10 protein-coding genes are annotated in these 16,477 nt (G+C 34.8%); 1 reads left to right on the forward strand and 9 read right to left on the reverse strand.

What is annotated here, in order from left to right:
- Positions 1 to 4: 4 nt before the first annotated feature.
- The 7 genes from BST92_RS15090 to BST92_RS01675 all read right to left on the reverse strand — a co-directional run bounded on the left by BST92_RS15090 (position 5) and on the right by BST92_RS01675 (position 12,812).
- Positions 5 to 1,984 carry a hypothetical protein gene (locus BST92_RS15090; protein ID WP_211292414.1) on the reverse strand — a complete coding sequence of 660 codons (1,980 nt, stop codon included), beginning with the start codon at positions 1,982 to 1,984 and terminating at the stop codon, positions 5 to 7.
- A gap of 10 nt (positions 1,985 to 1,994) precedes the next feature.
- The gene (locus BST92_RS01650) at positions 1,995 to 4,721 is read right to left on the reverse strand and encodes an alpha-L-rhamnosidase (protein ID WP_105072169.1); all 2,727 of its coding nucleotides are present in this window, start codon (positions 4,719 to 4,721) and stop codon (positions 1,995 to 1,997) included.
- 223 nt (positions 4,722 to 4,944) lie between these two features.
- Complete coding sequence (locus BST92_RS01655; RefSeq protein WP_105069892.1) at positions 4,945 to 7,398, reverse strand: T9SS type A sorting domain-containing protein; 2,454 nt, start codon at positions 7,396 to 7,398, stop codon at positions 4,945 to 4,947.
- A 71-nt stretch (positions 7,399 to 7,469) separates the two neighbouring features.
- Positions 7,470 to 7,784 carry an L-rhamnose mutarotase gene (rhaM, locus tag BST92_RS01660; protein ID WP_105069893.1) on the reverse strand — a complete coding sequence of 105 codons (315 nt, stop codon included), beginning with the start codon at positions 7,782 to 7,784 and terminating at the stop codon, positions 7,470 to 7,472.
- Positions 7,785 to 7,867: 83 nt separating this feature from the next.
- Positions 7,868 to 8,809: a T9SS type A sorting domain-containing protein gene (locus BST92_RS01665; RefSeq protein ID WP_170061689.1), complete on the reverse strand. Its 942-nt coding sequence runs from the start codon at positions 8,807 to 8,809 to the stop codon at positions 7,868 to 7,870.
- A gap of 416 nt (positions 8,810 to 9,225) precedes the next feature.
- Positions 9,226 to 11,325, reverse strand: a complete 2,100-nt coding sequence (locus BST92_RS01670) for a beta-xylosidase (protein ID WP_245910837.1) — start codon at positions 11,323 to 11,325, stop codon at positions 9,226 to 9,228.
- A gap of 92 nt (positions 11,326 to 11,417) precedes the next feature.
- The gene (locus tag BST92_RS01675) at positions 11,418 to 12,812 is read right to left on the reverse strand and encodes a cellulase family glycosylhydrolase (RefSeq protein ID WP_105069896.1); all 1,395 of its coding nucleotides are present in this window, start codon (positions 12,810 to 12,812) and stop codon (positions 11,418 to 11,420) included.
- Positions 12,813 to 13,014: 202 nt separating this feature from the next.
- Between BST92_RS01675 and BST92_RS01680 the strand changes: the two genes are divergently transcribed.
- Positions 13,015 to 13,932 (forward strand): hypothetical protein, encoded by a 918-nt coding sequence (locus tag BST92_RS01680; RefSeq protein WP_146105080.1) that lies wholly within the window; start codon positions 13,015 to 13,017, stop codon positions 13,930 to 13,932.
- Positions 13,933 to 14,016: 84 nt separating this feature from the next.
- Here the strand turns inward: BST92_RS01680 and BST92_RS15095 are convergent, their stop codons facing one another.
- Positions 14,017 to 16,266, reverse strand: a complete 2,250-nt coding sequence (locus tag BST92_RS15095; protein WP_342747883.1) for a family 78 glycoside hydrolase catalytic domain — start codon at positions 16,264 to 16,266, stop codon at positions 14,017 to 14,019.
- On the reverse strand, positions 16,254 to 16,454 hold the full coding sequence (locus tag BST92_RS15105) for a hypothetical protein (protein ID WP_211292416.1): 201 nt from the start codon (positions 16,452 to 16,454) through the stop codon (positions 16,254 to 16,256). Before BST92_RS15105 ends, BST92_RS15095 begins: the two co-directional genes overlap by 13 nt.
- Positions 16,455 to 16,477: the final 23 nt, after the last annotated feature.

The following is a 16,477-nucleotide window of genomic DNA, read 5'->3' on the forward strand; positions in this document are numbered from 1 at the left end:
TTTTTCAATTCTGTGCTGTGATATAATTTAGTAAAATATGTTTAACATCAGTTACAGTGCCTTGTTTAAGACCTTGGTGAACATTAGCTCCAGTAATCCAGTAAAGAATCATACCAGCATCAGAACAATCCCATTTGCCTTTTTGAAATTTAACGACATCATCCACCTCTGCCATTTTACCGTATAACCATACCTGCTGTAATCTTGAATCTTTATGGTCTCTGGCCCAATTCCACTGTTCCATATTTACTTTAAGTTTTATATTCTGATCTGGAATGCGCACTTCTTCTACTCCAAAATCTAATATTTGCTGCCAGGAGTAAAAATCTCCTGCGTCATCATTTGCAGGATGGTGAGTGACTACCTTTACAAATAGATGCTTGTCCTTATCACTAGCTGCTAGAGCAAAACCTATAACATCTGGCTCTCCTGCTTCTATAATCCAAAGTGGATCACTTGCTGTAGATGCGTTTATGGCTCGAGCTAAATCTTTAATAGTATGATCTAAATCCCATTTTGCGTCTAAAAATTTAAGATGATCAAAACCACCCCATCGTCTTGCGGTCACATCGCAAACACTTTGCATCATAGCATGTCTTTCTATTTCGGCTTTTTCTGAAATTCGATTAACGCGTAATAAATCACAACTGTGCGAGTAATGTACTAGACGGTCTTCTAGTCCAGCAGCTCTTAGTAACGCAATGGAAACCGCGGTTCCTCCTAAATCATCTGGGTCTGGTGAGTTACCGTCAGCTACTACAGCGATACGACCTGAAGGTGGTATTATGTCAGGTATCTTATTATGTACCACTTCTAAATTACTTTTAAAGGGTGTTTTTATCACATCTTTTCCTTTTCCTACTGGTGTGAAAATGATACCAGACCATCGTGCTCTGGCAAATTCTTTTCCATCTGCACTAGCTATTTGACCACTTACAGTGATTTTATCACCTTTATGCAGTTTTACATTTTCCCAAAGTGCGTTGTTTTTTTCACCTTCTTCAAATACATCTTTAGCTAATGGTGGTTTAAATGTTCCAAGCGTGTTACCATTGATACTTATTTTAAACTCTGATTGTCCATCATTTTCACCTACGGCTACAAATACGAGGTCGTAGTTTCCATTTTTAAAGGTAAACGTAGTTGTCGTTTCAGCCTCTTTATGTTTATTAGGATTAATTCCTAACCATTTCCCAGAAGCATGTTTGTAAAATTCTGTACCATTAACAGGAAAGTCATTAATAGGTAAGGTTTTATTCTCGATAACAGTTGCTGCTATTTGTTTATAGTAAGAACGCAGTGGCCAAAGCGTCGTGACTTTTAAACCTTCATCTTTTGGTATATAATTGATGTTTTTAGTTAGAATAAATTTATCGAATTCAAAACCATCTTCCCGCATACTAAACTGTATATCGTGCGTGCCTGGTTGATTGAAGTCTAAATATATTTGTTGTGGTACGCCACAGTGCTCCTCTTTTGTGCGCTGCTTACTTTCCCAGGTCCATTTGTTTTTTCCTTGACACCATTGCATGCGTCTACCATTTTCTGGCCACTGTCCATTGAGACCTACATGTATACCATTATCTTCACTTCCTGTGCTATATGCACGCACCCAAACGTAATAACGACCTGGTGTATTTATTCTAACTTTATAGTGTAATATTCCTAATTCTCCTGCTTTATTTGAAAAATTTTCTCCTACCACAAGTGCGTCTTCATGTGTGATTCTTGTGTCTGGCAGTATTTTTATATAGCCGTTATTACTCGCCTTATCCTTAGTTTTTTTATCATTTGCGGTAATGTACCACTGTCTTATTTTAGACTTGCTTTGTTTATAGAAATATTCTGCTTCAACGGCAATTGCACCATTGTTTTCTATAAATATGACCTCATCATCAACAATGGGTAGTGAAGATTCTTTAGTTTGAGCATTTAAAGTCAAGCTAAAAACTACAAACAACATTAAAAAGATTTTAATTCTCATAGCATATCATTTACTTAACTACAGATTGAAATGAGTAACTACCAGGTTGAACTTCTAGTTCAAATGCATCTTTTCTGGTATTTTTTAATAGCACACTGTTAGTATCAGAAAAAGTAATTCCATCGAGAATCAATTCTTGATCAGTATTTGCTGGCACCAGCACTACCGCAATGGTATTAGGTGGCACGGTTATATCTAATTGAAATTGATTTCCTTTAATTTTCCATGAAGAAGATACCTTACCATAAGGAGTGTTTAATGAGGCAGCGGCTGCGTTAAGTGGTTGCCTTACCTGTGGTGCTATTTTTATGATTTTATATCCAGCCTCTAGAGGTGCGATACCTGCGATACGTTCATACATCCATTCTCCTATGGCTCCATAAGCATAATGATTGAGGCTATTCATGCTCATAGTGTTATAACCATCTGTTTTACTGTAACTATTCCATCGTTCCCAGACGGTCGTCGCACCTTGATTAATGGAGTAAAACCAGGAAGGATAGGTTTCATTAAATAATAATTTATAGACTACATCTACTTCACCCATATCATCTAAAACTTTAGATAATAAAGGCGTCCCTAAAAAGCCTGTTCTTAAATGATAATCAGCTTCTTTAAGTTTACGCAATAAATTAGTCTGTGCATTTTTTACTTTATGTTCTGGTAATAACTCAAATGCTAATGCTAATAAATACGAAGTTTGCGTTTCTGTAACATCTTTTACTTTTCCAGTTTCATCAAAAAACTTATTATCAAAAGCTTTTGCTACCGTTTGATACAACGCTTCATATTTAGCTTGCTCATCTGTTTTACCTAGTACTTGTGCAGCTTGAGCGGTTAATTGAGCTGAATGTGCAAAAAATGCTGTTCCAATTAAGTTTCTAGAAGTATCTCCTGTATTTTTTTTACTTTCTGGATATGGCTGTAACCAATCTGAAAAAGACATCATATTAGAAATATGGTTATTTGATTTCTTTTGATGATAAGCTACCCAGTTTTTCATCATCTCATAATTATCTTCCAGAACACCTATATCTCCCGTACGCCTATAGATTTTCCAAGGTATAATGGTTGCAACGTCGCCCCAACCTGAACTTCCTATTTTATTACCTCGTGTATCTGGTACCGTCCAGGGAATAGCACCATCTTCAAGTTGTGCTTCACGAACACTTTGCAACCAGCTGGCCCAAAATTTATATACATCTGCATTAAACATAGAGGTAGGTCCAAAAACTTGTGCATCTCCGGTCCAGCCTAATCGCTCATCACGTTGCGGACAATCTGTTGGGATATCCAGAAAGTTCCCTCGTAATCCCCAAACTATATTGCTTTGCAGTTGATTGAGTTTCTCATGTGATGATGTAAATGTACCATTATTTTCAAAATCTGAATATTGCACTATTCCTGTTAACCAGTTTTTTACAGGCTTTTTTGAAGTGTCGTAACCACTTAATTCAACAAATCTAAAACCGTGAAAAGTGAATTTAGGAGTGTATTCTATATCACCATCCTTTGAAGCGATATAATAATCAGTAGAATGGGCGCTTCTATAGTTCTTAGTATAAAAGGTTCCATCAGGAGCTAACATTTCTGCAAATCTTATCTTTAATGTATCTCCTTTTCTCATGGGTACTTGAACACGAGGTACTCCTACCATATTTTGTTCTAAGTCAAAAATAGTGGTACTATCTGTTTGAGTAATTTTTTCTGGGGATAATTCTATCATTCCTTTTACCGTTGTGTGACGCTTAGGCTCCAGTGCTACATCATCATCTAAATCAGACACCTCAACGTTTACCCAATCCTTATCATCAAAATGATAAGTCACCCAATGAGGTATTTCAAAATTTGCATTATAGATTTCTCCATCATATATCTCTGCAAATTGAAGTGGCCCATTAGTTGTTCCTTTCCATGTTTCGTCTGACACCACAGAGACTTTAGCACCATCATTCATAGTCATTTCTAACTGTGCTAAAACTTGAGGTGAAATGGTATTATCCCAAGGTGTGGTTCCCCACAATAACCTGCCGGAATGCCATCCAGAAGCTACTTCTACACCTATGGTGTTTTCCCCAGATCGAATCAATTTTGTGACATCATAAGTAAGTGTTTCTATGCGCTGATCATAGGTTGTAAAACCAGGCGACATGACGTCATCTGATACATTTTTACCATTTATAGAAACATCAAAGACGCCTTTGGCAGTAATATAAAGTCTTGCATCAATTACTTGATCAAGTAGCTCAAATTCTTTTCTCAAATATTGTGGTCGATGTATCAGTACGTTTTCTCTGCCTCTTATACTGTCTTTTGCCGTATTAAGGCCTATCCATTTTGCGTTCCAATCTTTATTTTGCAATAACCCTAGTTCAAAATGATTAACAGCACTCCATTCAGAACCTTGATTACTTTGATTCCAAAACTGGACTTGCCAGTATACTTTCTGACGAGATTTTAAAGATTCACCAGTGTACTTTATCCATGCTGACTGATTAGATTCTCGTTTGCCAGAATCCCATAAATCTGCGTTATTAGGTAATAAATCTTCACGTGAGGCTACCACGATACGGTATGCTGACTGATTTATAATATCTTTATTAATAGGAAGTTTCCATGAAAAAGTAGGAGTAGCATCGTAAAAACCTAAGGGATTTCTAAAACCTTCAGAGACGGTTAATTGTTCTGGTTGCTCTAGCCTATTAGGTTGTTTACATGCCGTAAGATTTAGAAGCATAAGTGTCATAAAAATGACTGAAACACAGTTGAAATATGATTTTTTGAACATATTAGTCAGCATCAATTAAACAAATCAAGTAATTGTAAAGTGCAATAATTACTATAAACAACCATCCTGCTCTGTCTAGAATATTATTATTTAAGTATTTTATAAAACTATTGAAAAGAAAAAACCAAAGACAGTTATATCTCTGGTCTATTTGAAAAGGATATTTGATAGATTATTTGATAACCAGTTTTGAATGATAAACTTTTGAATCACTATCAATAACCTTAACTAAATACATTCCAGTTTTAAATCTACCCTTGTTTGAAATATCTATTCTGTTAGAATTGATAGTTTTTTGGTATACTAATTTACCCAGCATATCATATATCGCAACACTAGCTCCACTATTTTGATTCATTACAATCGAGAACTCATCCTTTGCTGGATTAGGGAATATTTTGATATCGCTAATTTTATCATTTACCTCTGATGTACTCAAAGTGGTAGATTCTACTATCCATTTAGAGCGATCTCCAGAATTAGGCACGTGTTCAATGATGCCGTTAGGGTTGTGGTATATATAATTTCCACCATTCCTGGTTTGAAATTGATACGTATTATCACTGCTATTATAAATGACAGTAAATTGTTTATCAGAATCTTCCCTAGGTGCTACAAAACCGGTATTAATAACATCATTAGGTGGACTACCAGCGGCTCTTAAAACACCTCTATCTGTTCTTTTACTTTCAATATTATAGAAATTTCCTACCTGAACGATTTCCCATTCTTTATCACCAGAAACCGTATTAATTCCATCTATACTTTCCACTACATCTGCGCCTACTGAATGCATATACTGACCAGTGACAAAGTTCTTAATGCGATAGATGTCTCCTGTTAAATCATTAGGGTCATCCATACGCCAGTTCACCGTGATAGGATTTGAAGTTACAGTATTATTAGTAGCGTTATAGGCTACAGCCTCTACAGTATAAGCCGCCTCTACAGTTGGCGCCCAATCTAAGGAATATGGTGTGGTAGTATCTGTTCCTAATAACGTACCGTCTACCATAAATTCGACTCTTGAGATACTTCCATTATCATCTGCAGCATCTGCTAAAATTTGAATAGTCTGACCTATATCATAAGTCTCGCCATCAAATGGAGCTGTTAACGACACTCTAAAAGGATCAACGACAATGTCTAAATCAATGATTTGAAGATATAATGGTCTAGCGCTACCAGATGCATTTTCCATGAGATAGTAATGAAGTTTTCCATCTATGATATGAACTTTACCATGGCTAAAAGTTCTACCTGTAGTTGCCTGATAAATTGTTGTAAAATTATTTGTTCCACCATCTGTTTTTTGAACTCTAACTCTTCCATTATTTAAATCGATAATGAAAACGTCATCACCTGCCGTATAAATAGCCTCACCACCTGAAAAATTCTCAGAAGTTGTAAAGTTCATCGCTCCGGCAGGTTTGTAGATATGTAGATTTTTAGTGACGTTATTTTCATCATCTCTTACTCTACTTATAATATGAACATCTCCATTATCTGTAACTGTCCAATCAAAGCCACCAACTATATATACTTGATTTGCTTGTTGTGTTTGCACATAATCTCCTGGCTCCATGATTTTAATTAAATCAGCATCATAAAGTGGTAGACTAAAAGGTGTTCCATCGTGGCTTTTCCAATTAGAAGCTCCAGTTTGATCATCTGAATAGGCATAATATACACCATTTTGATATTGATACTTATCGTTATTATCCCCAGATCTACGTTGAAACCCTATGCGCATTTTACCGTTAACATATTTTAAACTACCATAAAGACCCCAATTATGAGTAATACCTGATTGATTTTGTGCATTTAAAGCATTGAAGTCGATAAAACTTGACCAGTTACCTGTGTTTGCATCATATTTGGTGAATTTATATTTACCATTATTATTTCCACCTTCACGCATATTCATGATTAACTCGCCTGAGTCGTTAAGAAAAAATGTTGGATAGGTTAATCCATCAAATTGATTTTGACTAATAGAACCAGTTAATCGTAAATGTTTATAGCCGCCAGCATTATTCTGTACAAATTGACTAAGTGTGAATTGTGAGTCTGGTAACGTCGCCGCATTAGGTACTGAATAAGAATATCTAAAATAATCGTTAGCTAGACTACCATCTGAAGGTTTAGTCGCACTATACGCATGCATATCGTAAAGTAAATGAATAGTCCCATCTAAAGGACTAATCCCGACCGCTATGGTATTATGAGACTCACCTAGCCACCACTTATTTTGAAAACCTGTGTGAGTATGAGGGAATTGTATAGTCGCCATGGTTCCAGTAACCTTATTGTATCTGGTGAGCATGACATGTCTGTTTGTTTTACCGCCATGATACCAAGTCATAAAGACATAATCTCCATAGGTTTTAATACAATCTCCATGCGCTGAAATTTTATTTCCAAAAACATAATCATAAAGAGCACTGCTTCCATTATCTGGAGAAGAATTAGCTACTCTTGCACCACTGAAGTGTAGTCCAAAATCAGTGATTTTTACTTCACTTTCAAGAACTACTTGACTGAAAACCAACGATTGGAAAGAAAAGAATATCGTAAAAAGGAAAATAATTGAACTTGTATTTGCTTTAAATGCAATATTTCTCATAACCTATTTATTTTGAGTTGAATGTAAAATTTAGATATCACAGGATTATCACGTACTTACCTTGATAAAAGTTATTCCATATAGAAGACCTCTTCTAAAGTTATAGAGACTGGCGAGTAATCAGGATTTACTTCCATGATATCTGCCATGAATCGCCACCATTTTTGAACAATGGGATGATCTGATAGTTCTTGTGAACCACTATCACCTGATACTTTTTGAAAAGCAAACAGCGTATCAGTTTCATCATCTAAAAAAATAGAATATTCACTTACTCCATTATCTTTAAGAAGCACCTTGAGCTCAGGCCATAATTCATCATGACGCTTTTTATAAACCTCTTTTTGTCCTTCTTTAATTTTCATTTTAAAGGCAAGTCGTTGCATGTCTTAATGTTTATGAATTAAAAAAACCCATTTTTTGCAGAACAAAAAATGGGATTATCTATACTGGTTTTAATAAAAGATGATTACTCTTTAATCACCTTTCTACTAAAATTATTTCCATTTTCATCCTCAAATCTTACTATGTATAAACCACTATTTAAAACACTCATGTCTAAGTTAAGAGTATCGCTACCATTTTGAGAAACTTGTTCAGTTAAGACTTGCTTACCTAAAAGATCAAAAACTGCAATTTGCTCAATATTTGAATTCAAACCACTTACTATCATTAAATCCTTTATTGGATTATTAATAGCAACAGTACTACTGTTTACATCATCATTACTTAGAACAGAGTTAGTAGTTATCATAATATGGTTATAATTAGGGCCATTTACAACTATTCTAGATTGTATTACATATGTTCCTGCCGTTATATCTGCAGTTCCATCGGTAGGAGACACAAAATCTTGAAAGGTAAAAGAGTTACCGGTAGCTGGCAATATATCATTATTAAGAAAGGTATGTACATTACTTAAATCTGAAATACGTCTTAAAAATAGCTGTTGGCGTTTATTAGTACCACCTGTTGCATAATTTAAAGCCATGGTATAGTTCCCATCTTGAGCAAAAGTCACCGTATACATTTGATATTCCTGACCTTGACCTTGACTTATTGCAGTTACAGGAGCACCAGATACACCATCCGTATAATCGCTTATATCAACTTCTGTATTTACACGATAAGCACTATTTCCTAGATTAGCAGAAGTCTTGTCATTGTAAGTTCCAACCACACCAGATGGTGGTGTTGAGGCGTTATCATTATAGTTTACACCATCATCGGTTCCAGCTGAATCAGAACTATCGAAATTTTCACATTCAATTATAATTGAGTTGCCTGGAACAGTACTAGTAACAGGAGCTGATCCTCCAAAAGGAACACCCAAATATTGGGCGTCTGCAATTTGTAGTCCAAAAAATATCAACCCTAAAAAATATGATGCTTTGAGTAAAGATGTTTTCATAAGAATTAATTTATAACATTTGATTTGTTTCAAACAATAATAGCTAGAAGAATACACATTCTTATCCTGTCCTATCCTGTACTTCATTAAGGTTTAAACATTTAAAGTTTAAGGTTAGTTTTTTACAAGATTTCTTAATTCAAACAGTTTACCATGAGTCAATAGTTTCAATTAAAAGACATTTCTGATTACCTAATAACATATGGGTTATTACGCTTTCGCGAAAGCATACTTACAAATTTATTATTTAGCACTATTATCAATTATTATAAGTACTTATTTAGCCATATTATACATTCAATAATCAACCTATTTAATTAAACTAGGATAACTAGTAACCGGACTTATTTTTTACATACTTGAATCTACGAATACGATAATTTAAATACTTTACCGCCTATACATTAGTTCCATAATTATTCAACCTCAAGTGTCACTTTCTGTAAATCTCTATCTATCGACGACGCTCCAATTGAGATTGTAAAAGAACCTGGTTCAACGACCTTTATCATGTCTTGATTCAATATATTAAGTTCATCAAAACCTAAATTAAATGTGACCGTTTTTGTCTCTCCTGGTTTTAACGAAATACGTTCAAAACCTTTAAGCATTTTCAAGTAACGCCCTACCGAAGCATAATTATCTCTTACATATAATTGTACTACTTCATCACCTTGTCTTTGTCCTGTATTTGTAACATCTACAGAAACTTTTGTAGAACCATATGTATTTATTATTGAACTTTCAAGTTTAGGTGAACTATATTCAAATGTAGTGTAACTTAATCCATAGCCGAACGGATATAAAGGTGTTTTATCAGCATCCTTATACAGTCCTTTACCTGACCCTATAAAATCAGGACGCTCAAGGTAAGTAACAGGTAACTGACCTACATCACGAGGAAAAGATACTGTTAGTTTACCTCCTGGATTAACATCACCGAAAATAGCATCAGCAATAGCATCACCAGAACGCATACCGGAATACCAAGTCTCTAGTACTGATGGGATATTTTCAGCTATATAATTAATTGTCAAAGGCCTACCGTTAATTAGAACTACAATAACTGGTTTTCCTGTTTTATGAATGGCTTCTACTAATTCATTCTGAACGCCGTATAAATCCAGACTTGAACGATCTACACCTTCACCACCTGTTTTACGAGAACCACCTACTACTAAAACTACGGCATCTGAACTTTCTGCGGCATTTATAGCTTCTGCAAATCCCTCTTTTGAATTACTCATTAAATCACATCCTCTAGCATAATTAATCTTTACTTTACCATTTGTTTTGCTGGTTATCCCTTCTAAAACTGAGGTGTAGTACGGTGGTAATCCAGAGTAGCCTCCTAGTAAGGAATAGGTTCCTTTTTGAGGTTGCTCTTCATGTGCATTAGGACCTATTATGGCCAGTGATTTAATACTATCTATGTCTAATGGTAATAGATTATTATCATTTTTTAATAAAATCATGGCTTTTTTTGCCATTTCATAGGAAAATTCTTGATGCTCTTTTCTACCAGCATTTACGGTTTTTGGGTCTTTCTCTTTTGGTTCAGAATCAAATAAACCTAGCTTATATTTTGCGGTAAGAATCCTTGAGGTTGCTTGATCAATATATTTCTCTAATTTAGGATTTTGCGTTATTGTATCCTTTAAAATGGTTGAATGATAAGATGATAGATCAACACTTTTCCCTATGACTAAGTCCATGTCCACACCAGCTTTTAATCCTAAAATTGCTGATTCAGCCCTCGATTCAGAAATAAAATGCATGGTTTCTAATCGTGCAACGTCATTATTATCAGAAACTATAAAACCATCAAAACCTAACTCATCACGTAAAATATCCTGCAATAAATATGTATTCATATGGCAAGGTACTCCATTGTAGTCTTGATGACCTGGCATAATGGATCCCACCTGAGCTTCTTTAATAGCGGCTTCAAAAGGTGGAAGATAAACCTCTCTTAAACGACGCTCAGACATATCGCTAAAACCACCATTAATACCACGTCTGTTTTCTGGATAACCTACAAAGTGTTTAGCCGTGGCCATTACGTGATTCTCATCAAATTGTTCCTCACCTATACCTTGTAAACCTTTTATAAAAGCCACACCCATCCTAGAAACTAAATATGGATCTTCTCCATAGGACTCTTCCACTCTTCCATATCTAGGATCACCAGAGATAACATCTAAATTAGGTGAATAACAGTGAGTGACGCCTAAAGAACGTGCTTCACGTGCCGTTTGAGAAGCCATTTTTTCAACTAGCTCTGGTTCCCAAGTAGAACCTGCTGCTATAGCTTGAGGATAAACCGTTGTATTACCGTAGTAGTCAAGAACAAGCCACATACCGTGCAATGCTTCGCCATACTTCATATATGGGATACCTAGACGGTCATTAGCTGGTGCGTCTTGAGTCATTTCAGCAATCTTTTCATCTAAGGTCATTTTGCTGATAAGATTTTCAACTTTTTTAGCAATTTCGACATCCTCCGTATTTTTCAACTTTTTAGATACGCTTTCTGATTTACATCCAAAAAAATCGATACTATACAAATAGCTAATAATACTTTTTTCATCGTTTGTTCGTTAATTTTTTAGTCAAAGTTTCGTATTCCTGGAACTATTTTAATAGTGAGATCAGTTTGATGGCTTGGCCATTTCAAGACCACTAATTTTTGTGTATTTGAATCCCATATATAATTTGTAGGATCAAAATTTGTTGGTGATTTATATGTCTCCAACCCTACATTTTTCAAAGGATTATATAACAGTACTATATCTGAATTTATCAACACAGAAAAGCCATCCGGATAATGTCGATTAGCGCCTATAAATATTTTGGAGACACCTTTTTCATTATCTGTTTTAACCTTTAAGTTCAATGTACGTGTAGCATGATTAAATAAGAAGTATTGAATATCACCAGCAATTGTTTGTGGAAAAGGTCTTGATATAATATCTGTAATATACTTACGCTCGACTGTACCAACATCGGTACTATCACTAAAAATTGCCCACGTAGATGGTCCTGCTGGCATAAAATTTTGCATTGATCTGTTCCCCAAGAACCAAGCTTTAATAGAACCTACTCCCATAAGGTCAAAAACCTCAGCAGTTTTTATATACATTTCTTGATACTTCAACTGACCTAAATTTCCACTTATTAAAGTGTCTGTGCGAGCAAAGGTTGGAAAACCCCATTCACCAATAAGAATCGGTGCGTTTAATATATTAGATTCTTCATCTAAACGATCTAAATTGCTTTTTATAAAATTAATATCATTTTGGTATATATGTGGTGCAAAAATGATATTCTTTCTCTCAATAGGTGAATTCATTTCTGCATATTGATTGTTATCAATATTATCTCCTTTATTCATAAATATAGATTGAAGCAGAATCATTTTATCAGGATTAATTTTCTGACTTTCATCAATAATTTTACGATATAGGGGAATAAGATATTGATCAGTCAAATTCTCATAAGAAATATCCATGGTTAACTTTCTAGGCTCGTTAATCACGTCATAGCCTAATACAGCTTGACTATTTGAAAATCGATTCCAAATTATTTTCCATGCCTGTATGTATCTATCATGTTCTGAGTTTGTATTCCTCCAAAATTCTTCCCAGACAAATTTATCAAGACCATAAACTGTCATTTTAAATATAGTTTTTATCCCGTGCTTTTTTCCAAGATCAACTAAGGTATCTAACTTTTTGAGGTAATTAAAATCAAATTTACCGCCTGGGAAATCGCTTAATTTTCCCAATTCTAAACGAATGACTTGAGTATTAGCACCCATTCTCACCATTCTTATATAATCATCACTATCAAAAAAGACCTCACCTTTATGATCATTTGTATTCACAACAAATCCTCTAGGTATAATGTGACGTCCTAAATCATCCCTCAAACCATGTTTTATTTGAGCTAGAGACAGAAAAGAAATCAAAGAAATTAGTAAAAAACCAAATCGGAATTTCATAGAGCAGTACTTATTATTTTAAAGCAAAGTAAACGATGTGATTTAAAATATCGCCCTGTACTGTGCTGCTTTCTATTGAATATTTTATAGAAGATTATAATTAAAAATACTGTAAACAGGTAGAAATAAGCTATAAGAAGTCAGCATAGTTCAGGACAGATTGCATATGCTCAATTATTATTTTTGGATAAATAAAGGATTTATGAGAAAATTAAGATTAATCATTATACAATCTATTTCATTGATTGTATTAATAGGTTTTACTGCTTGTACTAAGGAAGACACCATGGAGAGCGATCAACAAACTATTCAAGATCCAGATCCAGACCCAGTAGCTCAAAGCGATGAAGATACAGAACCTATTGTGGATTGTACTAATGTCGGTACTAATTCAACGAGAGATACTGACATTCCTAATCCTCGAAATATAGGTGATATAGACGACAGAAGTTGCTATGCAAATTATAAAGAGAGTTCCATTCTTGGTAAGTTTTGGGGTATTTATAATATTACGGATGGCTCTAATCACATAGACGCACCTAACACATTACAACCTAGAATAGAGCGTTCTTTAAGCAGATCTCAAGCAACTGGAGCTGGAAGTTATGCTAGGTTTAGAGGGATTTTAAGAATTCTAGAAGTTGGAGATACTGGATCTTTTGATACTTCTGGTAGCTACTTTATGCAGGCAAAAGGAAAACATACTGGTGGCGGTGGATCACCAGACCCTGCGATATGTTTATATAGAGCACATCCTGTTTATGGCGATGATGGTAATGGGAATCAGGTTCAAGTATCTTTTGATATTTATAGAGAGCAAATCAATTTTAGAGGAGGATCAGGTAGCGCAGGACGAACTGTAGTTTTTCTTAAGAACGTAGCTAAAAACGAAGAAGTACAAATTGAACTAGAAGTAGGATTCAGGCAGGACCCTAACAACCCTTCTCAAACTATACACTATGCAGATGCTAAAATAGGTGGTGAGGAATTTAACTGGAACATTCCAGAACCTGAAAGAGGTACTGAGTCTGGAATTAGATACGGTGCTTATCGTGTTAGAGGTGGAAGAGCTCAAATGAGATGGGCAAATACATCATACACAAAAGATGAAGTGAACTAAATCACTTCATATATTGAGTTAAAAAAGGTTGGAAATAGTCCAACCTTTTTTTAATTCCATTAAATCATTAAGTATATCAAGTCCTTAAAAAGATTTTAAGTATTCAATTTGATAATCTCCTGATCCTAAAATCACAGCTCCATCGATAATATCAAGTGTATTTTCACTTCTATAATCCTCAAGTAAATTACTGTTTATACTTAAGCTTTCTAGTTCATCAGTAGTTAGAATAACCTTAGCTTTAGTATTAAATGGCACTTCTAACCGCATGTTTAACAGTCCATTATTTATACTCCATTTGTTCCTTATGCTGCCGTAAGGAGTTGGAACATCAACCTCTGTATTTGTAATTTCACGCGGAAATTCTGGATCTACTGTAAATAACTTATATCCTGAATGTGATTCAGAAGACTCAATACCGCCTAGAGATTCATAAAAGTAAGCTGCAAATCCGCTATGCATAGGGTGATTTAAAGAGTTAGTCGGACCTTCCATCTTTTCCCATTCAAACTGACGCTCTGGCCACGTAGTAAACCCTGAATTCATCACATAGGTCTGACTAGGGAAATCTGGTGTCGTTAGTATTTGGTATGCTAAATCTGCTTTTTTATGTTTAGATAGTACAGTATAAATATATCTGTTTCCATGTATTCCTGTAGAATGATGTCCTCCTTTTACCTCTACTATATCGTGAACTAAACCATTTACCACATTTTCTATGTCTTTTTCTTGCACCATATTAAACTGTAATGCCTGTACGGTTGCTGTTTGACTTTGATACCATTTATATTTTGTTTTAGGAATACTAACTAAAAATTCATGATTAAATGCTTTCTTTAAGGCTTCTTTTTCTTTCTTCATTCGTGCTTCATAGACTGCATCATTATTGATCTTTGCAAATGTTTCCATGATATTTAAGACATCGTAGAAATACGCATTTGCTGATATAATTGGATCGCATTCCATGGCACTTGGGTTTTTTCTTCTATCCCACAATGGTGGACACCAGTCACCCATACCATCTTGCATAATTCCGTTTTCATCTTTAAAATTCAAATAAAAATCAGTCAAGTTTTTCATGTCATCATAATATTCTTTTACCAAAGCATCATCACCATAAAATTTATAATTATACCAAGGTAAATACATGAAAGCAACTCCCCAATCTATTTTTGCATAAGTAGATGTACGTTTTCCGGGAGCAATCATTGTAGGGACTTGAAACTTCTGTTCTGGATTATTATGACCTTTTGTTGGTCGCATTTGAGTACGGATATCTTCCATATATTTCTTATAGAAGTCGTACATATCATAATTGTACAGCGCATATTCACAAAATGCATGTGCATCTCCTAACCAGCCGCATTTCTCACGATGTGGACAATCTTCTGGTATACCATGAAGATTATCTACAATCGTCCATTTACTGATGTTGTGCATTTTATTAAGCAACACATCTGAAGAAGTAAAACTTCCTGTTTCTTGAATATCTGTAGCTACTAAAACCGCTTTAATCATATCAGCATCAGGCTTACTGGTGACACCTTTTATTTTTGCGTATCTAAATCCATGGTAACTGAATTTAGGTTCCCACGATTCTAATTGATCACTCTTACAGATATATTTGTAAATCTGTGGCATACCATTAGCACCACCACCTGTAGAACCAAGAAAAATATCTTTACCATTAGTTAGTAAAGCCTCCGTTGTGATAATTTCAATTAACTGATTTTTCTGCTCCTGTACATTTATTTCAACCCAACCAGCTATATTCTGTCCAAAATCTACAATCCATTCTCCATCTGCTCCCTTGAATATATTTTGTGGTTCGAGTACTTTTAGTTTTTTAATTGGTTGTATTTGTTGCGCACTTATTTTATTTAGTTTAGGCTTGGTTTCTTTTGCATTTTCCCATGAGGCATCATCATAATTAACCGCTGTCCAGTCTCCTAATTCGTAATTTGCGTCATAAGTATCGCCTCCATAAATATTATTGAATACAATAGGTCCAGTGGCTTCTTTCCAAGTCTTATCAGTATAAAAGTCTGTTACAGTACCATCCTCATAGGTTAACTTAACCAGTAACCTTACTGCAGGCGGTCCATAAGCTAAATCTTTTTCAGATTCTGGATCGCGTTTCCAGGAAATATTCTGTCCATAAAAGCCATTCCCTAAAATAATTGCAAAAGCGTTCTCACCAGATTGAACCGCTTGAGTGATATCATAATTTACATAGTAAGCTTGCTTATCATAATTTGATGGTGCTGGATCTAAAACATGGTCACCTACCTTTTCACCATTTAGATATATCTCATAATAACCTAATCCACAAATGTAGGCTTGCGCATTTTTAACTTTTTTTCTACGTCTATTTTATTTCTAAAATAACTAGTTGCAAAGCCGTCAACTTTAATGGGCGCTTCCATTCGTCCTGTTTTATAGTCTCTAAAACGATGGGCTGAAGTTCTAGTATCTTTATTTAAGGTAATCCATTTTGAAGAACCCCAATTTTCGGTAGTCATCAATCCAGTTTGAAATTTCTGGA

It is taken from the genome of Nonlabens arenilitoris, from assembly GCF_002954765.1.
Lineage (GTDB): Bacteria > Bacteroidota > Bacteroidia > Flavobacteriales > Flavobacteriaceae > Nonlabens > Nonlabens arenilitoris.